General features: G+C 73.0%; 20 protein-coding genes and 1 pseudogene. 10 read left to right on the forward strand and 11 right to left on the reverse strand.

The window, feature by feature from the left end; genetic code table 11:
• Positions 1-488: 488 nt before the first annotated feature.
• The 6 genes and pseudogenes from ACFFHU_RS23825 to ACFFHU_RS23850 form a co-directional block, all read right to left on the reverse strand.
• Positions 489-2,441 (reverse strand): ABC transporter ATP-binding protein, encoded by a 1,953-nt coding sequence (locus ACFFHU_RS23825; RefSeq protein WP_377342420.1) that lies wholly within the window; start codon positions 2,439-2,441, stop codon positions 489-491.
• Positions 2,438-2,980 (reverse strand): thioredoxin domain-containing protein, encoded by a 543-nt coding sequence (locus ACFFHU_RS23830; RefSeq protein ID WP_377342421.1) that lies wholly within the window; start codon positions 2,978-2,980, stop codon positions 2,438-2,440. The genes ACFFHU_RS23825 and ACFFHU_RS23830 overlap by 4 nt, the downstream gene beginning before the upstream one ends.
• Positions 2,981-2,989: 9 nt before the next feature.
• Positions 2,990-3,526: a MauE/DoxX family redox-associated membrane protein gene (locus ACFFHU_RS23835; RefSeq protein ID WP_377342423.1), complete on the reverse strand. Its 537-nt coding sequence runs from the start codon at positions 3,524-3,526 to the stop codon at positions 2,990-2,992.
• A gap of 113 nt (positions 3,527-3,639) precedes the next feature.
• Positions 3,640-4,227 (reverse strand): adenylate kinase, encoded by a 588-nt coding sequence (locus tag ACFFHU_RS23840; protein ID WP_377342425.1) that lies wholly within the window; start codon positions 4,225-4,227, stop codon positions 3,640-3,642.
• A gap of 171 nt (positions 4,228-4,398) precedes the next feature.
• Positions 4,399-5,388 (reverse strand): annotated as a pseudogene (gene cydB, locus ACFFHU_RS23845) (cytochrome d ubiquinol oxidase subunit II); the annotation flags it as partial.
• An 83-nt stretch (positions 5,389-5,471) separates the two neighbouring features.
• Positions 5,472-6,872, reverse strand: coding sequence for a cytochrome ubiquinol oxidase subunit I (locus ACFFHU_RS23850; RefSeq protein ID WP_377342427.1), 1,401 nt, complete (start codon positions 6,870-6,872; stop codon positions 5,472-5,474).
• 151 nt (positions 6,873-7,023) lie between these two features.
• Between ACFFHU_RS23850 and ACFFHU_RS23855 the strand changes: the two genes are divergently transcribed.
• On the forward strand, positions 7,024-7,497 hold the full coding sequence (locus ACFFHU_RS23855; protein WP_377342429.1) for a universal stress protein: 474 nt from the start codon (positions 7,024-7,026) through the stop codon (positions 7,495-7,497).
• A gap of 146 nt (positions 7,498-7,643) precedes the next feature.
• Here ACFFHU_RS23855 and ACFFHU_RS23860 read toward each other — a convergent pair whose 3' ends face one another.
• The gene (locus ACFFHU_RS23860) at positions 7,644-8,573 is read right to left on the reverse strand and encodes a ferritin family protein (RefSeq protein ID WP_377342430.1); all 930 of its coding nucleotides are present in this window, start codon (positions 8,571-8,573) and stop codon (positions 7,644-7,646) included.
• 319 nt (positions 8,574-8,892) lie between these two features.
• Between ACFFHU_RS23860 and ACFFHU_RS23865 the strand changes: the two genes are divergently transcribed.
• Together ACFFHU_RS23865 and ACFFHU_RS23870 are read left to right on the forward strand one after the other, a co-directional pair.
• Positions 8,893-10,389: a hypothetical protein gene (locus ACFFHU_RS23865; RefSeq protein ID WP_377342431.1), complete on the forward strand. Its 1,497-nt coding sequence runs from the start codon at positions 8,893-8,895 to the stop codon at positions 10,387-10,389.
• Positions 10,390-10,477: 88 nt separating this feature from the next.
• Positions 10,478-10,846, forward strand: a complete 369-nt coding sequence (locus ACFFHU_RS23870) for an FKBP-type peptidyl-prolyl cis-trans isomerase (RefSeq protein ID WP_377342432.1) — start codon at positions 10,478-10,480, stop codon at positions 10,844-10,846.
• 5 nt (positions 10,847-10,851) lie between these two features.
• On the opposite strand, the gene ACFFHU_RS23875 is transcribed toward ACFFHU_RS23870, so the two are convergent.
• Positions 10,852-11,325, reverse strand: a complete 474-nt coding sequence (locus ACFFHU_RS23875; RefSeq protein WP_377342433.1) for a CBS domain-containing protein — start codon at positions 11,323-11,325, stop codon at positions 10,852-10,854.
• A gap of 151 nt (positions 11,326-11,476) precedes the next feature.
• Between ACFFHU_RS23875 and ACFFHU_RS23880 the strand changes: the two genes are divergently transcribed.
• On the forward strand, positions 11,477-12,490 hold the full coding sequence (locus ACFFHU_RS23880) for an SMP-30/gluconolactonase/LRE family protein (protein ID WP_377342434.1): 1,014 nt from the start codon (positions 11,477-11,479) through the stop codon (positions 12,488-12,490).
• Positions 12,491-12,572: 82 nt separating this feature from the next.
• Here ACFFHU_RS23880 and ACFFHU_RS23885 read toward each other — a convergent pair whose 3' ends face one another.
• On the reverse strand, positions 12,573-13,865 hold the full coding sequence (locus ACFFHU_RS23885) for a L,D-transpeptidase (protein WP_377342435.1): 1,293 nt from the start codon (positions 13,863-13,865) through the stop codon (positions 12,573-12,575).
• Positions 13,866-14,296: 431 nt separating this feature from the next.
• Here ACFFHU_RS23885 and ACFFHU_RS23890 point away from each other — a divergent pair, with 431 nt between their 5' ends.
• The 6 genes from ACFFHU_RS23890 (at position 14,297) to ACFFHU_RS23915 (ending at position 22,477) form a co-directional block, all read left to right on the forward strand.
• Positions 14,297-15,625, forward strand: coding sequence for a radical SAM protein (locus ACFFHU_RS23890; RefSeq protein WP_377342436.1), 1,329 nt, complete (start codon positions 14,297-14,299; stop codon positions 15,623-15,625).
• 118 nt (positions 15,626-15,743) lie between these two features.
• Positions 15,744-17,546, forward strand: coding sequence for a tetratricopeptide repeat protein (locus ACFFHU_RS23895; protein WP_377342438.1), 1,803 nt, complete (start codon positions 15,744-15,746; stop codon positions 17,544-17,546).
• A 48-nt stretch (positions 17,547-17,594) separates the two neighbouring features.
• Positions 17,595-18,527 carry a hypothetical protein gene (locus tag ACFFHU_RS23900; protein ID WP_377342439.1) on the forward strand — a complete coding sequence of 311 codons (933 nt, stop codon included), beginning with the start codon at positions 17,595-17,597 and terminating at the stop codon, positions 18,525-18,527.
• A 98-nt stretch (positions 18,528-18,625) separates the two neighbouring features.
• The gene (locus ACFFHU_RS23905; protein WP_377342440.1) at positions 18,626-20,863 is read left to right on the forward strand and encodes a glycoside hydrolase family 43 protein; all 2,238 of its coding nucleotides are present in this window, start codon (positions 18,626-18,628) and stop codon (positions 20,861-20,863) included.
• Between the two features lie 265 nt (positions 20,864-21,128).
• Complete coding sequence (gene yaaA, locus ACFFHU_RS23910) at positions 21,129-21,926, forward strand: peroxide stress protein YaaA (RefSeq protein WP_377342441.1); 798 nt, start codon at positions 21,129-21,131, stop codon at positions 21,924-21,926.
• Between the two features lie 98 nt (positions 21,927-22,024).
• Positions 22,025-22,477 (forward strand): YbhB/YbcL family Raf kinase inhibitor-like protein, encoded by a 453-nt coding sequence (locus tag ACFFHU_RS23915; protein WP_377342442.1) that lies wholly within the window; start codon positions 22,025-22,027, stop codon positions 22,475-22,477.
• 72 nt (positions 22,478-22,549) lie between these two features.
• Here ACFFHU_RS23915 and ACFFHU_RS23920 read toward each other — a convergent pair whose 3' ends face one another.
• Both ACFFHU_RS23920 and ACFFHU_RS23925 read right to left on the reverse strand, forming a co-directional pair.
• A complete protein-coding gene (locus tag ACFFHU_RS23920; RefSeq protein ID WP_377342443.1) occupies positions 22,550-23,443 on the reverse strand; it encodes an RpnC/YadD family protein in 894 nt (297 codons plus the stop codon).
• 153 nt (positions 23,444-23,596) lie between these two features.
• On the reverse strand, positions 23,597-24,049 hold the full coding sequence (locus ACFFHU_RS23925; protein ID WP_377342445.1) for a VOC family protein: 453 nt from the start codon (positions 24,047-24,049) through the stop codon (positions 23,597-23,599).
• Positions 24,050-24,129 lie beyond the last annotated feature (80 nt).

Here is a 24,129-nt window from a genome sequence, read left to right on the forward strand (position 1 = left end):
CGTCCGAGAGACTTCATCTTGCTCACCTCCTCCTCAATGGTTGATCCGACCCTAGAAGGAGGTGATACATTTCCGCGGCACCGACGATATAACGCGGCCGAACTCGCCTAGCCCCAGCCCCGGATACGGCGGCCGGTTAAGCTGGGTCGGAAAAAGCGCGTTCCCCGGGACGACGCCGCGTCCCGGGGAACATGCCGGAGGGTCAGCCACAGCCGCAGCTTGTCGAGCACACCGCCCGACAGTTGCAATCGAAGGTGCATCTGTGCTTACCGCTGGGGCCGCACTTTGCATAGTACTCGCAGTACCACAGTCCTCTTTCCGGACAGCAGGCACCGGCCTGCGCCTTGGGCACGAATGCCGTCAGCACGCGATCAGCCATCTTCCCGATCGTCCTCATTGTGGTTCACCTCCTCTCGGCTTTCATGTCCATACCGTATGGGTCGGCGCTACATTCCCGACCGACCACAGATACAATTTCGGCGTCACTCTCAGCGGCTGTCCGTGGCCACGAATCCGGCCGCGCCGGACGCCTCCGGCGAGCGAACCAGCTCGGGTCCGGACCCCACCTCCGGCTCCTCGGCGGCCTCCGCCTGGTAGCCGGTCGACTGCAGCCGGAAGAGCCGGGCATAGACCCCGGCGGCGGCGATGAGTTCCCGGTGGGGGCCCTGCTCGACGACGACGCCACCGCGCAGCACCGCGATGGTGTCGGCATCTCGGACCGACCCGAGGCGGTGCGAGATCAGCAGGGTGGTGACGCCGATCCGGTGCTCACGCAACTGGCTGTGCACCTCGTGCTCCGCTTCCGCGTCCAGACCCGCGCTCGGCTCGTCCAGGATCATGAGGTCGCGCCGGTCGCGCATGAACGCCCGGGCCAGCGCGAGACGTTGCCACTGGCCGCCCGACAGCCGGACCCCCACCGAGGGGTCGCCGTCGTCGTTCTCGTCGAACAGCATGCGGGTCAGCAGCGTGTCGTAGCCGCGGGGCAGCCTCTCGACCACCTCGTGTACGCCCGCCCGCCGAGCGGCCGCACGGAGCGCCTCCCGGTCCGCCAGCCGGCCGATGTCACCGATTGCGATGTTCTCTCCGGCCGTCAGGTCGTACTCCACGTAGTCCTGGAAGACGGCCGCGGTCCGCTGACGCAGCGTGCTCACGTCGGCGTCGCGAAGATCGATCCCGTCCCACAGGATCGTCCCTCGGGTCGGGTCGTAGAACCGGCACAGCAGCTTGACCAGCGTGCTCTTCCCCGCACCGTTGAGGCCCACCAGTGCCAACGCGCGGCCATGGGGGATGACCAGGTTGACGCCGCGCAGCACCCAGGGGTGCTGGTCGCTGTACCGAAACCACACGTCACGCAGCTCGATGCCGCGCCGCAACGGCGGCAGGGCCACCGGATCCGGCGGGGCCGGCAGGTCCGGTTCGACTTCCAGCACGGCCGCGAAGTGCCCGAACAGCAGCAGTTGCTGATGGGTCTGCGTGATCGCGGTCAGCAGGGTGGCGATGGCCGCCTGAACGCCGGCCACGGCGGCGATGAACATCGAGACATCACCGATCGTGAGCACCTTCTGGTGGGCGGCCGCGACGGCCCAGGCGAGTCCCGCGCCCGCCACGGCCGTGCTCACCAGCGCCAGGCCGCCCTGGGCGACCGCCTCACGCCGGTCGACCCGCCGCTTCTGCGCATCGGCCGTGCGTCGCTCCGCGAGCATCCGTCCCCGGACGAACGGTCCGATGCCGAAGAGTCGGATCTCCTTCGCAGCCTCGGTGCTCTCCAGCAGGCCCCGATAGAAGATCTCCCGCCGTTCCGTCGGCCCGATCGACCAGGTCATGGCGGCGCGCTGGCGGGAAAGCCGCAACTCGGTGATCAACATCGGAATGCCGGTCACCAGCACCACGGCGGTCATCATGGGGCTGATCACGGTCAGCGAGACGACCAGTCCCAGGCCGGTCACGAGCCCTCGTGCGGTGCTGAGCACGCCGTCCACCAGCTCCGCCGGGCCGATGGTCGCCTGCTGGGCCAGCCGGAGACGGTCCAGAAAGACCGGATCCTCCAGCCGCTTCAGCCCGCGGAGCCGTTCGACGGCGCGGTACAGGTCGTCCGCGGCCGCCAACGAGACCGTCCGGCCAATCTCCCCACGCAGGTACTGCTCGAACTGCGTGAGCGCCGCGATGGCGATACTGGTCCCGGCCAGCACGGCGGCCAGGCCGAGCAGCGTGGACAGCGCGGCCCCTGCCGTCAGGTCGTCCAGAACCAGCTTCGTGACCCAGGCGATCGCCACCGGCGCGGCCCCCGCGCTCAGCGCGCAGCCGGCGTACCCGAGAACACCGCCCGGGACGGTCCGCCAGACGAGTCGGGCGGCCGCCCCCGCGGCGCGGAGCATCCCCGGACCGCCCGCGTCGGATGCGGTCTCCGGGCGTGACCCGCCGACGAACCGCACCTCGGTCACGCTCCGACATACGCGGGCAGCGCCCGCAGGTCCCTGCCGCTCGCCACGACCGTACGGTCCTGCACGAGATAGACCGCCGGGTAGGCCTGGGCACCGAGCGCCGTCAGCGCCGGTCCGTCATAGCGCTCCACGATGGTTCGCGCGTACGGGCTGAGGGCGGCGACCTTCTCGGCCACGAGCGTCGAGTCCGGGCTGTCGGTGGCGATGACGGCGACCACCCGGTCCCGACCACCGGCGACCGTGCGCGCGTGGTCCACGAAGCCGGGCAGCAACGCCTCGCAGGGCTGGCAGCCGGGTGAGAAGAACCCGACCACGGTCTCCCGGGTCAACGACTCCGCGGTGAGGCTCTCCCCGTCCGTGGTGGCGGCCACGAAGTTCCCCACCGGGGTGCCCGGGGACGCGATGACGGCCTCGGGCATGAGCTGGGCCCGCTTCAGTTGCTCGGTGTGGTCCCGCAGCCGCCGGATCACCCCGAAGGTGAGCAAAAGGTCGAGCAGGACCAGTACGGCGAGCACGATGAGCGCTCCGGTGACCAACATGGATGCCTCCTACTTCGGGGGATTCGGGTTGACTGCCTGGCCGAGGAAGAGTCCGAGGATGTCGTCGAGGTGGATCAGGATGAGCGCGGCCACGAGGCCGGTCGCGCCCGCGACGACAAGGCCGACGGGTTGCGCACCGCCGGCGCCGAGCGGCAGACCGCCGGCCGCGGCGGCCAGCAACACGCCGTTGCGCAGAAGGTGACGAGGGCCGAGGGGTTCGCGGGCCGGACCGAAGCAGCGGCACGCGATCCTGCGCCCGGCCCGTAACGTCGAGGCGACGGCGACGGTGAAGCCGGCGAGCAGGACAAAGGCCACGACGCATCCGACCGGCGCCGTGACCGGGAGCAACACCAATGGCACAACGGCGCATTCGAGCAGGGCTACGGTAAGGGATAACGGGCCGATCAGAGCGGCTGGCAATGGCAGGAAGTCAGGCAGCGAATCACCAAAGGCACGCAATTCCGCCCGGCTTCGCAACTTGCTCGTCGCGGAGACGAAAAAAACAACGCCGATCAGGATCCGGCACGCGACCTCTAAGTACCGCACGGTCCGAGGCTACGAGAGGGCTCTACACCCTAGATACATTCCGCCAATAACGTCGACGGCAAGCGATGGTGCGCAAGGCGGCGGCGAAGACGGAGCGCCGGAAGGGCCGCCGGTCAGACTTCCCGGATCTCCTCGCGAACCCGCTGCAACCGCTCGATGATGGCGGCCGTAACCTCGTCCACCTGCTCTGCCCCATTGACGCTGATCAGACGTTCGCGCTGACGGTAGTAGTCGAGCAGCGGCAGGGTGTGCTCCTCGAACACCCGCAGCCGGTGCGTGACCACCTCTTCGGTGTCGTCGGTGCGGCCGGTTTGCCTACCCCGCTCCATCAACCGGCGGACCAGTTCCTCCCGGGGCACGTCGAGATAGAGGGCCACCTGCACGGCGGCGTTGATGTCCCGGGCCACCTCGTACGACTGCTGAGCCTGCTCGACGGTGCGGGGGAAGCCGTCGAGGATGTACCCGCCGTTGCGGCTGGCCGCCTCGACGGGTTTGCGGAGCACGTCCATCACGATGCCGTCCGGGACAAGATCGCCGCGGCGCATCGTCTCGGCCACCGACCGCCCGATGGAGGTCTCCTGGGCGATGTGCTTGCGCAGCAGGTCGCCGCTGGAGATGTGGGCGATCCCGAAGTGCTCGGCGATGCGCTGCGCCTGGGTGCCCTTGCCCGCCCCCGGGGCGCCGATCAGCAGCAACCGCATATGCTCCCCCTCCTCGAACCGACCCCTGCGAGGGTAGCCCGTACCCGATCAACCACCGGCCGCCGGCCCCGGCTACCCGACAGGTGGCGCCGCAGGTGGCACGGCCGCCGGGGCTGGCGGCGCCCCCGCCGGTTGGGCCGCCGTTCCCGGGTCGGGCCGGCCGACCGGCGGCGGGATGTCCGCGGTGCTCAGCCGCCGCCGGAACACCAGGTAGGTCCAGCCCTGGTAGGCCAGCACCACCGGCGTGACCAGCACGGCCACCCAGGTCATGATCCGCAGCGTGTACGGGGTGGCGGAGGCGTTCGTCACGGTCAGCGTGCCGGCCGGGTCGAGCGTCGACGGCAGCACGGCCGGGTACAGCGCCACGAACAGCGCGGCCGTGGCGCCCAGCACGGCGCCGGCGGTGGCCAGGAAGGCCCAGCCCTCCCGACCGGCCCGGATGGCCAGCAGCCCGCCGAGCAGGGCCGCGGCCGCGAGGGCCGACAGCAGGCCGCTCACCGCGTCGCCGTGCGCCAGCTGGGTCCAGCCCAGAAAGCCGACCGCCGCTACGGCCGCCACCGGTCCGAGCCGGCCGGCGAGCGCCCGGGCGTCGGCGCGGATCTCGCCGGCGGTCTTCAGGGCCACGAAGACCGCGCCGTGCGTGGCGAACAGCGTCAGCGTGGTCAGCCCGCCCAGCAGCGCGTACGGGTTGAGCAGGTCGGCGAGGCCGCCGGCGTACTCGTGCCGGGCGTCAAGCGGCACCCCGCGGACGATGTTGCCGAACGCCACGCCCCAGAGCAGCGCCGGCACGGCGCTGCCGCCGATGATGGCCGCGTCCCAGCGCCGCCGCCACCGGTCGTCGTCGACCTTGCCGCGGTACTCGAACGCCACCCCGCGCAGGATCAGCGCCACCAGGATGACCAGCAGCGGGAGGTAGAAGCCGGAGAACAGCGTGGCGTACCACTCGGGAAAGGCCGCAAAGGTGGCGCCGCCGGCCACCAGCAGCCACACCTCGTTGCCGTCCCAGACCGGGCCGATGGTGTTGATCAGCACCCGGCGGCGGGCCTCGGTGCGCCCCAGCAGCGGCAGCAGCATGCCGACGCCGAAGTCGAAGCCCTCCAGCAGGAAGTAGCCCGCCCACAGCACGGCGATGAGCGTGAACCAGACGTCGTTGAGGGTCACCGGTTGCTCCAGCGGGATCGAGGGTCAGCGGGTCGAGGGTCAGCGGGGTCGGTGGCGGCCGATGATCCGGCGGCGGTAGAGGGTCAGTAGGCGAAGGCGAGCGGGCGGGCGTCGTCGGCGCCATCGATCGGCGCCGGCGGCTCGGCGAGCGGCGGGCCGGCCTTGACGGCGCGCAGCACGAGGCCCACCTCGACCACCGCGAGCGCGCCGTACAGCAGGGTGAAGACGGCCAGCGAGGTGGCCACCGCGCCGACGCCGACGGTGGGCGAGACGCCGGCGGCGGTCCGCAACACGCCGAAGACCACCCACGGCTGGCGGCCCAACTCGGTGAAGATCCAGCCCATGCTGTTGGCCAGGAACGGCAGGCCGACGGCCCACACGCCGGCCCGCCAGAACCAGCGGCCGGCCGGCAGCCGGCCGCCGCGGGTGAGCCACAGCCCGGCGAACGCCAGCAGCGTCACCAGCGCGCCGAAGCCGATCATCAGACGGAACGACCAGTACGTCACCGGCACGACCGGCCGGTAGTCCCCCGGCCCGTACGTCTGCTCGTACCGGCGCTGCACGTCGTTGATGCCCTCGACCGTGCCGTCCGGGCGGCCGGTGGCCAGCAGCGACAGCGCGTGCGGCACGCGCAGGCTGACCACCTCGCGGCGGCCGTCCAGGGTGCCGACGGTGAACACCGAGAACGAGGCCGGGCCGGAGGTGTCGTACAACGCCTCGGCCGCCGCCATCTTCATCGGCTGTTGGTGGGTCATCACCCGGGCCTGCAGGTCGCCGGTCGCCACGAGCAGCACCCCGGCGATCGCCACCACCCAGAGCGCGAGCCGCAGGCTGGGCCGGAACACGGCCACCTCGCTGGCCCGGGACAGGTGCCAGGCGCAGACCGCCAGCATCACCACCCCGGCGGTGAGGAAGGCGGCCGCGATCGTGTGCGGGAAGGTCACCAGCGTGGTCGAGTTGGTCAGCACAGCCACGATGTCGGTCAGCTCGGCCCGGCCGGTGACCGGGTTGTAGACGAAGCCCACCGGGTGCTGCATCCAGGAGTTCGCGGCCAGGATGAAGTACGCCGACAGCACGGTGCCGGCCGCCGCGAGCCAGATGGTGGCCAGGTGCAGCCGCTTCGGCAGCCGGTCCCAGCCAAAGATCCACAGGCCGAGGAAGGTCGATTCGAGGAAGAACGCGAGCAGGCCCTCCACCGCCAGCGGGGCGCCGAAGATGTCGCCCACGAACCGGGAGTACGCGCTCCAGTTCATCCCGAACTGGAACTCCTGCACGATGCCGGTGACCACGCCCATCGCGAAGTTGATCAGGAACAGCTTGCCCCAGAACCGCGTGGCGCGCAGGTACTCCGGCCGATCCGTGCGGACCCATGCCGTCTGCAGCACCGCCACGAGCCCGGCCAGGCCGATCGTGACCGGTACGAAGAAAAAGTGGTAGACGGTGGTGATGCCGAACTGCCACCGCGCCAGGTCGAGTGCGTCCACGCTCCGATGGTGCGGGCGGGCGGCCGCGGCCGATCAGGGCCGAAGGTCCCGCGCGAGGCGGGCCCACCGGCCCGCGGTGCCGGGCCGTCGGCGCCTGCCGACCGGGCCGCCGCTGCGCTGCACTGGAGGCAGCCGGGAAGGAGTGAGGACGATGGCCGACAACTATCTGATCGTGGTGGGTGTGGACGGTTCCGACGGCGGCCGGCGCGCCCTGGAGTGGGCGGTCCGGGAGGCGGCGAACCGCGGCGGAGCGGTGCAGGCGGTCGCGGCCTGGCGCTGGGACGGCATCGAGAGCGACTTCGTCACGGTCGGCACGGCCGCGCAGGAGCGGAACCGGACCACCGCGACGCTGGAACGCGAGGTCGGCGCCGTGACCCGGGCGGCCCAGGCCCCCGTGCCGGTGTCGGCCGAGGTGGTCGAGGGCCGGCCGGCCGACGTGCTGACCGCCGCGGCCCGCGACGCCACCCTGCTGGTGCTGGGCAGCCACGGGCACAGCCGGATCCGGCACACGGTGCTGGGCTCGGTGAGCGAGGAGTGCGTCCGCAAGGCCGCCTGCCCGGTGGTGGTGATCCCGGTGCCGGTGCCCGAACTGGCCGGCGGCGCCGAGCCGGCGCTGCGCGGCTGACCCCGCCGAGGCGCCCCGGCCCGGCCCGACTCGTTCGGCCGAGCCCGGCCCGACTCGTTCGGCCGAGCCCGGCCGACCGGGAGGCTCGCGTCAGGATTCCGGTTGCCGGTGACGCGAGCCTCTTGATCAGCTCCGGCCGGCTCGCGTCAGGTGATGAGGTCGATCAGCGCGTCCGTGAACCGGTGCGCGTGCCCGGCCTCGTCGTGGGCGATCTCGGCGAACATGTCGGCGCTCGCCTCGTCCCCGGCCGCGGCCGCCCGCCGGGAGAAGGTCGGGTACATGGTGGTCGCCTCGTACTGCTCACCGTCGATGGCGCCCCGCAGGTTGTCCTCGGTGGTGGCCACCAGACCGGCCAGCTGGGCGGTCTGCGCGAAATGCTCGCCGAGCTCCTGGCTTGCCGTGTTGTCGAACAGGCGGCCCAGCCGGCGTTGCCCGTCGGACCGGGCGTGCTCGGCGTACAGGCCGTACCGCGCCGCCGCGAACGACTCGCCGCGGGTGGCGGCGAGCAGGTTGTCCAGCGTGCGGCCGGTGCACCGGGGCGGCCCCGGCCGGATCGGCACCGGGGTCACCCGCTCGCCCACCGGGAAGTTCTGACTGCCTTCCGGGTGCAGCAGCGCGTCCCGGGCCAGCCGGAACTGCTGCGCGTGCACCGCCTCGTCGGCGGCCAGCTCGGTGAACAGCTCGGCGGCCGGCGCGCAGCCGTCCCGGGCGGCCTGCCGGGCGAACCGCGGATAGAGGGTGGTCGCCTCGTACTCCTCGCCGGCGATGGCCGCGCTGAGGTTCTCCACGTCGGTGCCGACGAACCCGATGCTCGCGGCCTCCATGGCGAAGTGGTCGTACCGCTCCACCCGAGCGGTACGCCGGAACAGCGCCGCCACGTCGGCGTGGTGCTCGAAGTCGGCGCCCTGGGCGTACGCGAGGTAGCGCGCCCAGGCGTACGCCTCGCCCTGCATGGCCGTGAGTGTGTCGTCCCTAGTGGAGGGCGACACCGCCGGCGCGGCCTGCGCGCTGGCGCCCAGGCCGGCGGCGAGGACCACGCCCGTGATCAGCCCGGTGAGGGCGGCGAATGTCCGCACTGGATCTCCTCCTTACGACGGGTAATCGCCTTTGATGCGTCTGAGCTGCTCAAACGTCGGTGATGCTATTCGGGGACTACTTTCTGTAATAGAGCGCGCGCACCGACCCCCGCAGGGCCTCAGCAAATTCCGGCAAGTCTGGCGACGGTGGCGGGGCAGCAGGTCCGGGCTGCGACCGCGGGCGGCGAGCCGGATCCTTCCACCCGGCCCAACCGTGCGGATCGATTGCTCGCCCGATACCATCACGGTCGCCTCCGGCGGACGGGCACGGTCATCCCCGGCCTCGCCGCGCCGGTGGCGCGGTCCACCGGGAGCGTGCATGGGCATTCGTCGACGGGACACGCTGATCCTCGGCGGCTCGCTGGTCGCCCTCGGCGGCTGCCATAGCACGGCCGGATCCGCCGACGAGCCGGCCCGGGGCATGGAGCCGGAGGTGGACGCGCTGCTGGACCGCCGCAGCGCGGCGCTGGCGGCCGGGGACGAGCCGGGGTGGCTGGCGGCGGTCGACGCCGGAAACCCGGCCCTGGTGGCGCACGAGAAGCAGGTCCTGGCCAACCTGCGCCAGCTGCGCGTCGACGGCGGGCGGTTCCGCCGCTGCGGCCGCGCTCCGGACCCGGCCCGGCCGGGCCGGTATGCCAGCTCCCTCCCCCGCGAATCCACGGCGTACGACGTGGACCTGGCGATGCGGCTGCCCGGCGCGGACTCCGCGCCCACCGCGGTGCGGTACCGGTGCGTCTTCGGCCGCGTCGACGGCGCGGTCGTGCTGGTGGACGTGGCGGGCGCCCCGGCCGCCGGCGGCGAGCCCGCGCCGCTGACCGACTGCCCCTGGGACACCGGCGCCCTGCGGGTACGCCGCCGGCCGGACCTGCTGCTCGCCGCGCAGTCCGGGGTGGCCGACCCGGACGCGTTGCTGGAGGTGGCCGCCCGGGCGGCCGCCGAGATCCGCCGGGACTGGGGCGACAACCCCCTGCCGGACGCGTTCGCGGTGTTCGTGGCCGGGGACAGCGCCACCTTCCGGGGCTGGTTCGCCGGCGCCGCCCCGGACTGGTCCGCCGGGGTGACGGTGCCGGTCCGCGGCGCCGAGTCGACGGCCGCGGGCACCGGTCGGTTCGTCGGCTCGCGGATCGCCGTCGATCTTGCGACCAGCCGGTCGACCGGCAGCCCGTACGAGACGATCAAGCGGCAGCTCGCGTACGCGGCGGCCCTGGCCGTGCTGCCGGCCTCGCCGCGACCGGCCGGCCTGCCCGGCGCGGCCGAGTTCGCCGCGCCGCTCTGGGCGGTCGAGGGTTTCGCGCAGTACCTGGCCGGCCGCGACTCCGCGGCGGTGCGGGCCCGATCCGCGCTGCGGCTGCGGGCGGCCCGGCGGCTGACCGGGGCGCCGGAGCTGGCCGGCAACCGGGACTTCTACTCGGCGGCCAACCGGGCCGCCAACGCGGCGCTGGGCTGCAGCGTGTTCCAGTTCGTGGCCGGCCGGTACGGGCACGAGCGGGCCCGCTCGCTCTACCTGGCCGCGGTCACCCACGGTCAGGCCGCCGGCCCCATCCCGACGCCAGCCTCAACGACACGACCCGAGCCAGCCTCAGCGACACGGCCCCAGCCGGCCTCGACGGCAACGCCCGGGCCGGCCTCGACGGCGCGGCGCGGGCCGGTTTCGGCGGCCCGGCCCGACCCCACGCGGGCCGCGCAGCCCGCTTCGGCGCCGAGCGCCGCGCTGGCCGCCGCGCTGGCCCGGGCGGGTCTCGCCGACGGCGGCCGGGCGGACGCGACCGCCACCGACTTCTACACGCAGTGGCGTCGCTTCGTGGAACGCTCCTGAGGCGTAGGTTCGAGCAGTGGAGCCCGGCGACCCGCGCCGGCTCGTTTCCCGGGCCGTGCCGGCCCGCAGCTTCCGGAGAGGACAGCCGATGAGCAGGCCCACAGTGGAACCGCCCGCCGGACCGCCGCCCACCGACCTGGTGGTGGAGGACATCACGGTGGGCGACGGCCCGCGCGCCGAGCCGGGACACCTGGCCACGGTGCACTACGTGGGCGTCTCGCACTCCGACGGCCGCGAGTTCGACGCCTCCTGGAACCGTGGCTCGGCGTTCACCTTCGCGCTCGGCGGCGGACAGGTGATCTCCGGGTGGGACCAGGGCGTCGTGGGCATGCGGGTCGGCGGGCGACGCCGCCTGGTGATCCCGCCCCACCTCGGGTACGGCGACCGCGGCGCGGGCGACGCCATCCGGCCCGGCGAGACCCTCGTCTTCGTGGTCGACCTGGTCGGCGTCGAGTAACCCGGTCAGCGGCCGGCCAGCACGGCCACCAGGTCGCCGCCGGTCACCACCCCGACGGGCCGCCCGGCGGCGTCCACCACGGCCACCGCGTCCACGCCGGCGGTCCGCATGAGCCGGGCGGCGTCCACCAGCCGCTGATCGGCCGCCAGGACCGGCGGCGCGGCCTCCAGCACGCTGCCCACCACCCGCCGGGCCAGCGCGGACGGGTCGTACGCCCAGACCGCCGCCACGGTCCGGTCGGCCAGCACCCCGACGCAGCGCTCGGTGTCGTCGACCACCACGAGGTGCCGCCGACCGCCCCGAACCATGGCGTGCAGCGCCTCGCCGAGGAGCAGGCCCGACCGCACGGTGAGCACCGGTGTGCTCATCACCTCGGTGACCCCGCGGTCGGCCGGGTCGACGGCCGACGCCTCGTCGCCGGCGATCTTGGCAGCGCCGGCCGCCCCGTTCTGCCGGTGTGTCCGGTCGGTGGTGGTCATGTCGCCTCCGTCCCGGGCCGCCGGTCGCCCGGCACGGCCCATCCCCGGTCTCCAGCGTGCGGCGGCCCGGGCCCGGCGTCCAGGGGCGAAGGACCCGTTCCCGCGCCGATCGGGCCGCGACACGGCGGCATCGGCACGGGAGAATGGGCGGATGCCGCCTATCCGCGCACCTCGCCTGATCAGCCCCGTCCGGACCCCCGCCACGGCGCCGCCGCCGCTGGAGGGCCCGTGGGCGGCCACCGACACCCGGCTGGACGCCCCGCTGACCTGGCGGCTGCCGTCCGGCCGGGGCGCCGAGGACGTGCTGGTGGACCCGGCGGGCGCGGTGCTCACCGGCGGGGACGACGGCCGGATCTGGCGCTGGCCGGCGGGCGCCGCCCCGACCGCAGTGCCGGAGCAGTTGGCCGAGACGGGCGGCCGGCCGCTCGGCATCGAGCAGCACCCGGACGGCAGCCTGGTGGTCTGCGACGGCGTGCGGGGGCTGTTGCGGGTGACCGGCGACGGCCGGGTGACCGAGCTGGCCACCACGGCTGGCGGCCGGCCGATCAGGGTGTGCAACAACGCGGCGGTGACCCGGGACGGCATGATCTTCTTCACCGACAGCTCGCACCGGTTCCCGCTGGCCGACTGGCGGCGGGACATGCTGGAATACCGGCCCAACGGCCGGTTGCTCAGCCACGACCCGCGCACCGGCCGCACCGACGTGGTGGTGGACCGGCTCTACTTCCCCAACGGGGTGGCGCTCACCCCGGACGAGTCGGCCGTGCTGGTGGCCGAGACCAGCACCCACCGGCTGCTGCGGATCCCGCTGGCCACCGCCGAGCCGGCCGTGCTGGCCGACCTGCCCGCGCATCCGGACAACGTGAGCGCCGTGGGCGACGGCACGTTCTGGCTGGCCCTGCCCAGCCCCCGGCTGCCGGTGCTGGAGCGGCTGCTGCCGCACCCGCGCTTGCGGCAGGCAGCCGACCTGCTGCCCGACGCCCTGCAACCGCAGCCCCGCCGGTACGGCCTGGTGGCGCTGGTGGATGAGGCGGGCACCGTGCTGCGCACCCTGCACGGCCCGACCGGGGCATACCAGATGGTCACCGGCGTCCGCCAGGACGGCGACCGGCTCTGGCTGGGCAGCCTGGTCGAGCCCGCGGTGGCGGCCGTACCGCTGCGCTGACCGGCACCTCCGCCCGCCCCAGGGTGTTAGGAAGGGCCCCTTCCTATACAAAAAGCGATAACAAGGGGCCCTTCCTTGCGGGTCAGCCGCCGGAGTTGGTGGGGGCCGGGGTGGGCGTGGTGGTGGCGGGGGCGGCGCTGTTGCCCGGGGTCACCGCGGCGGGCGGCGGGGTGGCCGCCGGCTTGAGATCCTGCGGTACGGGCAACGCGCTGCCCTTGACGAACTGGTCCCAGCTGTCGTTCCAGGCCGTCCAGCCGTTGCCCCGGGCCAGCTGCACCTCGGTGCCGCGCACCCGGACGAGGTCGCCCACGTGAGTGGTGCGCATCAGCCAGCTGGCGGTCGTGCTGGACACGTTCACGCAGCCGTGCGAGGTGTTCGTGTACCCCTGCTCGCCCTCGGACCAGGGCGCCGAGTGGATGAACTCGCCGCCCCAGGTGAGCCGCTGGGCGTCCTGGACGGTGACCACGTAGCCGCCGTTGGGCTCGCCCCGGGTGTCGAAGACCGTGCTGTCGAACTTCTCCATGATCACCATGTTGCCGCTGGAGGACGGGGTGCTCGGCTTGCCGAGGCTCACCGGGATGGTCTTGACGAGCCGGTTGTCCTTGTAGACGTACATCTGCTTCGTGTCGTTGTCGATGTCCATCCGGACGGCGTCCGGCGCCACCGTGGCCACCGCGGTGTGGTCGTCGTCGCCGAAGCCGGCCTTGCCCATCGGCAGCCCGGCCAGGGCCGCCCGGGCGGTGATCCGCGTGCCGGGCTTCCACGGGTCCGGTGCGCGGTACGAGACCTGGTTGCCCTCGTCCAGCCAGGACCAGGCCCCCGGTTGCGGCGGGTCCGTGCTGACCAGCAGCCGCTTCTGCACGGCCGCCCGGGCCTCCTTTGGCACCGGCGGGTCGAACGCCACCACGAGCGGCAGGTTCACCCCGTACGACTGGCCGTTCTGCAGGTTGAGGCTGGTCTGCACGATGGTGTCCGGCTTGGCCATGGTGGTGAACTTCGCGGTGCTGGTGGTCGCCTTGCCGGCGCCGTCCGTGGCCGTCACCTGGGCGGTGTAGCCGCGCTTGTAGTCCAGGGGACGGCTGGGCAGCCAGGACGATCCGTCGGGCCGCATGGCGCCGTCGACCTTGGCGCCCTTGTCGTCGGTGAGGGTGACCTCGGTGATCTTGCCGTTGGTCGCCGTGGCCACCACCTCGCTGCTGACCGGCACGTTCGTGGCGTTCGCCGCCGGCGCGATCGCCACGGCGACCGGCGGGGGCGCGGCGGCCTTCCTGCCCGCCCCGGCCTTGCTTCCGCCGCCGCCCGTGCAGCCGGCCAGCGCCATGGATCCGCAGGCGAGCGCCGCCAGGGCGAGCCCGATCCGAGGTCTGCGCTTCATAACCCCCCCAATCCGTACTCGGTCAATCACATTCTGTTATCTCGCTCGCGGTCCGCGTGCCCCTTTCGCGCGAGCCCATCCCGGCAAAACCCTTGCCAGAACAGGGTTTTTGCCGCGATCGGCCGGACGACGGGCGCGCAGCCGTCAATTACGGACAGTTATCGGATGGCCGGTTCGAACGCGCCCAGGAACGGCCTGGACACGCGCCGCGGAACGGTCCGGGGCACGCCAGCCAGGCCGCCCGGAACGGGACAACCGGGTCCCGCCGGTACGGCGTCCGTCACACCCGACGCCCGTGCGGTGGCGCCGGCCGGGAGGTGGAGCATCATTGGGGCCGTGGCGGGGCCGGCCCCGGCACGGCGGAACGGACGTTCCCGCCCACCCCGGCGGCGGGCGACCGGCCGTCGACGACGCGGAGCGAGGGAGTACGGATGCAGACCCGCACCGATCTCATCGAGGACCTCATGGCACGGTTCCCGCACATCCCGCGGGAGGCCGTGATCAAGGAGGACCTGCTGCGCGGCGGGATGGCGTTCGACGACTCCGCGCTGACCGACAACGAGAACGGCGAGGTCAAGCCGAAGTCGTACTTCATCTTCTCGTTCGACCACCGCACGCTGCCGGAGCTGGGCAGCGCGGCGCTGCGCCGGCCGCCGGAGGAGATCGTGCTCACCGGCGGGCCGTACGAGCTGCGCCGGACCGTGGTGTCGGTGCGGGTGAACCCGGAGTCGCCGTACCGGGTGGCCGACGCCGGGGACGGCGTGCTGCGGCTGCACCTCGACGGCCGGCCGATCGCCGACGTGGGCCTGCCGCCGATGCCGGAGTACTACCGGCACACGCTGAGCAACGGCAAGTCGGTGATGGAGGTGGCCCCGACCATCCAGTGGGGCTACCTGATCTACCTGACCGTCTTCCGGGTGTGCCAGTACTTCGGCGCCAAGGAGGAGTGCCAGTACTGCGACATCAACCACAACTGGCGCCAGCACAAGGCCGCCGGCCGCCCGTACACCGGGGTCAAGCCGGTGGACGAGGTGCTGGAGGCCATGGAGATCATCGACCGGTACGACACGACCGGCGCCTCCCGGGCATACACCCTGACCGGCGGCAGCATCACCTCGAAGGTCGACGGCCTGGCCGAGGCCGACTTCTACGGCCGGTACGCCAAGGCGATCGAGGAGCGCTTCCCGGGCCGGTGGATCGGCAAGGTGGTGGCCCAGGCGCTGCCGCGCGCCGACGTGCAGCGGTTCCACGACTATGGGGTGCGGATCTACCACCCCAACTACGAGGTGTGGGACAAGCGGCTGTTCGAGCTGCACTGCCCGGGCAAGGAACGGTACGTGGGCCGGGCGGAGTGGCACCGCCGGATCCTGGACTCGGCCGAGGTCTTCGGCGCGCGCAACGTGATCCCGAATTTCGTGGCCGGCATCGAGATGGCCGAGCCGTTCGGCTTCCGGACGGTGGACGAGGCGATCGAGTCGACCACCGAGGGCCTGCAGTTCTTCATGTCCCGCGGGATCACGCCCCGGTTCACCACCTGGTGCCCGGAGCCGACCACCCCACTGGGCCGGACCAACCCGCAGGGCGCGCCGCTGGAATACCACATCCGGCTGCTGGAGGCCTACCGGGCGACCATGGAGGCCAACGGCCTGTCCAGCCCGCCCGGGTACGGCCCGCCCGGCGCCGGCAACGCGGTCTTCTCGGTCAGCTCGTTCATGGACACCCTCCCACCGGAGACCGAGCCGGCCGCCGTACCGGCCTGACCGTCGCCCGGCGGCCCGGCCGCCGGACCGCCTGGTCCCGGATCGCGGCCTTCCGGCCCGACCTCCCCCGCCCGCTGCTTAGCCTGAAACCGCAGGTCAAGCGGGGCGGGGAGGCCGGATGCGGAGCGGGGGGCGGACCGGCGGGTGGGACGTCGAACGGCCCGAGTCGTGGGACTGGCCGGCCCCGCACCGGGCCGATGAGCGCTCCCGGACGGCGGGCTCGGCGCTACCCGTACCACGCCCCGGCCGATGGCTGATCGCCGCCGTCCTGCTGAGCCTGGCGCTGCTCGCCCTCTCCTACCTGGCCGGCGACGGGGTGGTGAAGCCCCCTCGGTGGGCACCCGACCGGGTGTGGCCGGTCGTGTCCGGGCTCGTCCAGGGCGTCCTGGCCGGCGCTCGCACAATGCTCTTCGCCACCGGCGACCTCCGGTGGCGCCAGCTCGGGCTGCTCCTGGTGGCACTGCTCACCTACCTCGCGTGGCGGCACTGGCGGCAGTCGGTCTTCGCCTACCGGCCCGGCCCGATCGACATCCGGAAGTTCGAGAACGCCGACCCCGGGGACGAAGGTTGCGCGATCTATCTGCGCAGCCGGTTCTGCCGGCAGTTGGCCGACACGGACATCTACCCGCCGTACGCCGGCCCGTCCGACCCGCCCCCGCAGGGCTTCATGGACGCACTGGCCAAGGAGGGGGACTCCACGTCCCTCCCCGGCACGATGATGAGCTTCGTCGGCAAGCTGTGGCCGCGGAGCGGCTACTTCGTCACGGCCACCCTGCAGGAGCGCCGGCCGGAGCCGAAGTACGGGCTGTCGATCACGGTCACCTCGTTGCTCGGGCGGTCCCGGAGCACGACCAGCACCCAGTGGGGCGCGAGCTGGGAGGATGCCACCTGCAAGGCGGCGTACTGGACCATGGCCAAGATCCTGCCCGCCACCCGGCTGTCCCGGCGGCCGCCGTGGCGCAAGTGGTTCGGCCGGGACATGCCCGCCGAGCTGTTCGAGTGCTACAACGAGGCCAAGAAGCGGCACGACGAGCAGAAGCTCGACGACGCGCTCTGGTGGTACCGGGAGGCGCTCCGGCTGGACCCGTTCAACATCAACATCCGGATGATGGTGGCGAGCGTGCAGGAGGACCTCGGGCTCTTCCTGGACGCCCTGCAGACGTACGAGGCCGCCCTCACCGTGGTGGAACTGGAGAACCGTTACACGGGCAACCTGTGGAGCCGTAAGCGGTACCGGCTCTGGCGTCCGTGGCGGTTCGCCTGGTCCACCCTGCGCCTGCTGCATCACCATCCGGAGTGGATCCGGCTGCGCTACCAGTACGCGCGGGCCTTGGGCTACACCGACCGGGTGGCCCGGGACTGGTTTCCCGACCGGCCCGGAGCCCCCGGGTCGGAGCGGCACCGGGTCCACGACCAGGCTCAGCAGCGGCTCTGCGCCGCGCTCGCCGAGCGGTACTGGCCGGCGGTGCTGGACGTGACACCGCAGGACGGCGCGAAGGACCATGTCCGGCTGCTGCTCGCGCACAGCGCGACGGCGCGGATCCTGCTCGCCCTCGCGGCGTGGCAGGAGTTCCACCGGCTGTACGAGGACGCGACGCTACCCTGGTTAGCGCCGGGCGTGGACACCGGGGTCCATCGTCGGCTGCTGCGGCTCATGCGTGACGTCTGGGCACCGCTGCGGCTCATGGAGGCGCGCAGCGGCTACGACCCGGAGACCGGCCGGCTGTTCCGGGCGCCGCGGGGCTTTGACCTGCGGGACGCCGACTGCCTGCCGGACTGGTGGGTCCGGTACCGCCGGGCCAAGGCCAGGCGGGTCCTGGATGTCGGCTGGCCCGTCGATCCGGACCTGCTGGAGCGCCGGATCAACCAGGTGCAACGCCGGTGGAACCCGTTCGAGTCGATGAACCATCTCGACTACTAAGAGGCGGCCTGCGTCGCGGCCTTCGCCCTCGCGGGATGCCCTCGGACAATGCCGGAGCGATCGCCGGACGAGCGGATCTGCGGGCTGCCGCTGGCCAAGCCGCCACGCGAAGTGGAAGATCTCGTCCGGGTGGCCGTGGAGAACCTCCGGGCCGCCCTGCTGAGCACCGAGAGCGGGCGGGCGGGCCGGGTGGTCACCCAGTCGGACGTCCAGGCCGGTACGGCGTCCCGGCTGCGGACGTGGATCCTCAGCAGCGACTCCGATCTGGCCCGGCTGCGGTACCACGCCGAGTTCCGGTACTTCGAACAGGACGTCTACCAGCCCATGCGGCCGGTGCCACCGCGTCCCGAGGACGTCAGCCGGGTACGGGTGGCCGCATACGTCAAGGCGCTGCTGTGCGAGGGTGCCCGCCTGCTGGAGCGGGAGTGGCACCAGCGGCGGCTCTGCGCCGACAGGCGGCCGGATTTCCTGCACGAGGTGCTCCGGTGGCTCCGCTTGGACCGGCGGGCCTGGGAGGCGGTCGAGCGGATCGGCTCCGACGGGGGACGGTACTGGGCGGACCGGGCGGAGTTCGGTCAACTGGTCACCCGGACCGTCACGCTGCTCCGGACCGCGGACCGCGACTTCCCGCCCCGGATGCCGCTCTACGACGACCTCGACCTGCGGCGGCTGGCGGACCTCCCCGATGACCTTCCGGACCTGGCCGCCACGGTCGAACGGTACGTCGACGAGGCGGTGCGGGAGGTCGAGCAACGCCTCGAAGGGCTGCTGCGCTGGACGGCGTACCTGGCCCGGGACCTCGCTGCCGGTGAGGACCACATCCTGCGGCACCTCGACGTGCTGGACGAAAACTTCTCCGCCCGGTACGCCGACCTCTGCATGCGGCACGCCCGGAACTGGCAGCGCGCCATCGACATCCTCGACGGGGCGGATCTGGACGCCGACCCGGTGCGGCCGGAGGAGGAGCAGGTCGAGCCCTGATCCTCGGACCGGCCAGGATGCCGGGCGAAGTCTTTACAACGTTGTGTACAACGATGTAAGAACGACGGCGACGCATCCACCCTCCGGACGGAGTCTCGATGGGTACCCGACGCAGCGCCGCCACCCTCGCCGGCCTGACCGCCCTGATCCTCGCGGGCGGAACCCCCGCGTCCGCCGCCCCGGAGCCGGCCCGGTACCGGAACCCGGTCACGGCCAGCTTCTCCGACACCTTCGCCGACCCGGTGGTGATCCGCGGCCAGGACGGCTGGTGGTACGCGTACGCCACCAGCGACCCGCTGCGCGAGGGCGAAAAGACCCCGCACCGGGTGCCCACCGCCCGCTCGGCCGACCTCACCAACTGGACGTACGTCGGTGACGCGTTCAGCGCCGACCAGCTGCCGCCGTACGCGGCGCCCGGCGCGGCGCTGTGGGCGCCGGACGTGCGCTACATCGACGGCCGGTACGTCATGTACTTCACGGTCACCGACACCACCGTCTCCGACGACACCTTCGACACCGCGATCGGCGCGGCCACCGCGCCCACCCCGACCGGCCCGTGGACGTTCGCCCCGGAGCCGGTGGTGGCGCCCCGGCCCGGCAGCGGCGGCGGTTACCTGTGGACGATCGACCCGGCGCACCTGACCGACGTCGACGGCACCCAGTACCTCTACTACGGCAGCTACTACGGCGGCATCTCGGTCACCACCCTGAGCGCCGACGGGCTGCACGCCACCGGCGGGGCGAACATGGTGGCCATCGACAACAAGTTCGAGGGCAGCTACGTGGTCCGCCACGACGGCTGGTACTACCTGTTCGCCTCGACCGCCAACTGCTGCGCCGGCCCCACAACCGGATACTCCGTGTCGGTCGGCCGGTCGCGCAGCCCGCGCGGCCCGTTCGTGGACAAGCTCGGCCAGCGGCTGGACGTCTCCCGGGCCGGCGGCACCCTGGTGGTGGCGCCGAACGGCAACAAGTGGGTCGGCACCGGCCACAACGGATTCGTCAGCGACCTGTCCGGCCAGGACTGGCTGGCCTACCACGCCATCGACCGCGCCGACCCGTACCTGGACGAGCCGTTCGGCATCAACGAGCGGCCCATGCTGCTCGACCGACTGGACTGGGTGGACGGCTGGCCGACGGTACGCGCCGGCGCCTGGGCCAGCGAGGACCCGCAGCCGGCCCCGGTCACCGCGACCCCGGTGCAGGACCGGTTCGACACCGCCGACCTGAGCGGCTGGCGCCGGCAGAACGGCACGTGGCGGGTCCAGGACGGGCACCTCACCGGCACCGGCACCGTGCGCGCCACCCGGCGGCTGCCCGACGGGGACGTACACGTACAGACCGACGTCCGGCTGACCGGGGCCGCCGGGCTCGCGCTGGGCGAACGCCGTGACCGGGTCGAGGTCCGGATCGACGCGGCGGCCGGCCGTCTGGTTGCCGACGCCGGCGCCGGAGTCCGGGCGAGCGCCCCGTTGCCCGCCGGGTTCGACGCCCGGCACTGGCACAACCTCGCCGTCGAGGTGCGGGGGCGGCAGCTGACCGCGGTGCTGCGGCCCACCACGCTCAGCGGCGAACAGCTCGCCACCGTCCGGCTGCGGCTGCCCGACCCGGTCGACCCGTCGCTGTCGCTCCTGTCTCGTGGCCGAGCGGACTTCGACAACGTCAGCGGCGCGCGGGCGTACCGGTCGGTCAGCCGGACCGTGCCGGCGCCGCGGGTCGGGTCGGCGCTGCCGGCCTACTCCGACGACTTCACCGGCTCGACCCTGTCCCCGGCGTGGACCTGGGTACGCCCCGACCCGGCGGTCACGGTGGGCGGCGGCGCGTTGAACTGGCCGGTGCAGTCCGCCGACCTCACCGGCGCCTCCAACACCGCCAGCGTGCTACTGCGCGACGCGCCGCAGGGCGACTACGTGGTGGAGACCAAGGTGACCCTCGACCTGGGCGAGGACACGGTCCGCAACTACCAGCAGGCCGGCCTGATCGCGTACGTGAACGACGACGACTTCGCCCGGCTCAGCCAGGTGGCCATCTGGAACACCCGGCAGATCGAGTACGGCCGGGAGATCCCGTACGCCGGTCAGACGTCCTACGGCGGCACGATCGTCGGCACCCCGGCGCGAACCACCTGGCTGCGGCTGGCGCGCACCGTCGACCCGGCCACCGGCGAGCAGCGGTTCCGGGCCGGGTCCAGCCAGGACGGCCGGACCTGGATCTGGGGCGGGGTGTGGACCTTCCCGGCCGGCAGCAGCCCGCGGATCGGGCTGGTGGCGCACGGTGGCGCCGAGCCGCCGGTGACCGCGGCGTTCGACTACTTCCGCGTCTACGCCGGGCACTGAGCGAGGGGGAGGGACCCCTCCCCCGCCCGGTCGCGGCGGGCAGGAGTCCCTGGTAGGGGTGCGGCGGGTCGCCGGTTTCTCACCGGTGGCCCGCCGGACCCGTTCGGCGCCGCTCAACGGCCGGTCCGTGGGGCTGCCGCAGGTGTGACGCCGCTCCGGCCGGCGCCGGGTCAGCGCCGCCGACCGGGACCGGCACCGTACGCTCTGCCGGTCGGTGACGCCCGGCCCGACGGGCGGGCCCGCGCGCGCCGGTGGGGGTCGATCCATGCTCGTGCTGCTGCCGCCGTCCGAGGGCAAGGCCGTCCCGGCCCGGGCCGGCCGCCCGCTGGACCCGGCCGCGCTGTCCGCTCCGGAGCTCAGCCCGGCCCGGGCCGCCGTGCTGGACGCGCTGGTCGAGCTGAGCGCCGGCGAGCCGGACCTCGCCCGGGCCGCGCTCGGCCTCTCTCCCGGGCAGGATGACGAGCTGCGCCGCAACGCGCGGCTGCGCACGGCCGCCACGCTGCGGGTGGATCGGCTCTACAGCGGAGTCCTGTACGACGCGCTGAGCCTGGCCACCCTGCCCGCACCGGCCCGCCGGCTGGCCGGCCGGTCGCTGCTGATCTTCTCGGCGCTCTGGGGCGTGCTGCGGACGACCGACCGGGTGCCGCCGTACCGCTGCTCGGCCGGGGCCCGGCTGCCCGGGGTGGGCCCGCTCGGCGCGTACTGGCGGCGGGAGCTCACCGCGACGCTGCCGGCCGCGGCCGGCCGCCGGCTCGTGCTCGATCTGCGCTCCACCGGGTACGCCTCGATGTGGCAGCCCACCGGCGAGCTGGCCGACCGGACCGTGGCGGTGCGGGTGCTGCACGAGCAGCGGGTCGGCGGTGAGCTCCGCCGGTCGGTGGTGAGCCACTTCAACAAGGCCACCAAGGGGCGGCTGGTCCGGGACCTGCTGATCGCCGGCGTCCGGCCCCGGACCCCGGACGAGCTGGTGACGGCCCTGCGGGACCTGTCGTACACCGTCGAGGCGCCGGACCCGGCGCCCGGCCGACCGCGCCGGCTGGACCTGGTGGTCACGCAGCTGTGACCGGGCCGCCCCCCGCGCGGCACGGACGCCTCGGTCGCGGCCGCTCGTTTGCGGCCCGGCAGCACGGGTACGCGCGGTCGTCACGACGGGAGGCACGCATGGCAGGCATCCTGATCCGCAGCACCGCCTTCAACGACCACGACCTCTTGCCAGACCGGTTCTCCCGGGACGGCGGCAACATCTCGCCGCCGCTGGAGTGGTCGGGGGTGCCCGACGGGGCCACCGAGCTGGTGCTGCTGGTGGAGGATCCGGACGCCGGGCGGGTTCCGTTCCTGCACTGGCTGGTGACCGGCATCGACCCGCGGTCCACCGGCGCGGCCGAGGGGCAGGTGCCGGCCGGCGGGCGGGAGTGGGGAAACGACTTCGGCACCGCCGGCTGGGGCGGGCCGCGGCCGCCGCGCAACGACGACCCGCACCGGTACTTCTTCCGGTTGTTCGCGGTCGACCATCCGCTCCCGCTGGACGGCCAGCCGCAGGCGCCGGACGTACACCGGGCCGTCGCCGACATCGAGCTGGCCAGCGCGAACATGGTCGGCACCTTCGCGCGATGACCCGTACTCGATCCGCGGCCGGCGGATCCGCAGCCGGTGTCCCAGCCCGCGGCCGGCCGTGCGTGAGCGGCGTCAGTCGAGGATGTCGTTGATCGAGGCGGCGGTGGTGGCGCGGCGGATCCAGGTTTCGAGCTGGTCGGTGTCGGTGCATCCGGTGATCCGCTGGCGGGCCGCGTCGGAGACGTCGATGCCGCGCGCGGCGAGCACCGCCAGTAGAGCTGTGGCCTCTCCTTCGGCCTTGCCTTCCGTCCTGCCTTCGGCGATTCCTTCAGCCTTGCCCTGGCCGAAGTAGCGGCGGGCGAAGTCGCTCTGGTATTCATAGGTCGAGCTGATCATCAGGGCCTCCAGGTGGTGCCGGGCCGCCTGTGGCAGGGCGGCGAGCACAACGTCAGCGTACAGGGCGGCGTGGTCTCGATCGATGGTGTTCAGCCCGCTGACCAGGGCGTGGAGGATCTTGTCCCGGTCCGGGTGGGCGCCGTGGGACAGGGCGGACAGGACGGCCAGTTCGGGGTTGTCACCGGCTTGAACGGGGTCGGTGACCGCCGGGATGCGGTGCGGGCCCACCACGAGAGGGGTCAGGATCCAGCCGGGATGGCCGATGGTGATGGGGTTGGCGCACCAGGTGGCGGTGCGTCCGTCGGCGCAGACGACCAGCAGCATGACCGGGCAGCCGGAGCGGGCGTGCAGCGTGGTGAGGTAGACCGGCCAGCTGCGGCGTTTGCGCCCGTCCGGGCGGAGTTGGACCTCGATCACCACGGACAGGACGGGGTGGTCGCCGCGGAGCAGGGTGATGACAGCGTCGGCGCGGTATTCGGTGGGGATCAGGTCGGGCAGTTCACCGGAGTCGAGGTGGATCTGCTGGTAGGCAGGGATGGGGATGCCGAGCGGGCCGGTGAGCAGTTCGGTGGCGAGCGCGGGGCGGTGCCGGAACAGCTCGATCAACGCTTCGTGTTGTTGGGAGGGCACACGGTGACGCTATGGTGGGCCACTGACGATTCTCCGGCCGCCACGCGGCGACATCGCGCGGCAGTCCTGTGGGGAGCGCCACAGCGCCCGGGTCGGCGGACGCCGGGTGGCGGTGGCCGGCGTCTCCGAGCGGTTCCGGCCGTACGGCTACGCTCAGGCGGCGGGCGGGCGACCCTGCTCGGCGAGGATGCCGGTGGCCTGGCCGAGCTCGATCAGGTGGCCGTCCGGGTCCTTCAGGTAGCACCGGATCTCGACGCCGTGGTCCATGGGCTCGGTGAGGAACTCGCCGCCCCGGGCCCGCCATTGCGCGTACACAGTCCGCACGTCCGTGACCCGGATGTTCATGGCCGACGTCAGGGTGCGCGAGTCCGCCGGGGCGGCGACCTGGACGCCGGGCTTGTCGTCGGTCGGGCCGCCCCCGGTGTTCAGCACCAGGTAGCTGTTGTGGAACCGCAGGATCGCCGGCGACCCGTCCCGCACCACCTCGGCGCCGAGCACCCGGCGGTAATACTCCCGGGACCGGTCCACATCCCGCACGATCAGCAGGTGGGTGAGCACCGCGCCGCCGGCGGGCTGAAAGTAGTCGGGCGCCTCGTTGTCGGCCATGGGCCGATCCTCCGGCCCGCCCGCCGGTCGCGGGGGGTCTTTCGGGAAAGACCCCCCGCGGCCCGGGCTCAGACGGGGGC

This window comes from Plantactinospora siamensis, from assembly GCF_042434095.1.
Classification (GTDB): domain Bacteria; phylum Actinomycetota; class Actinomycetes; order Mycobacteriales; family Micromonosporaceae; genus KBS50.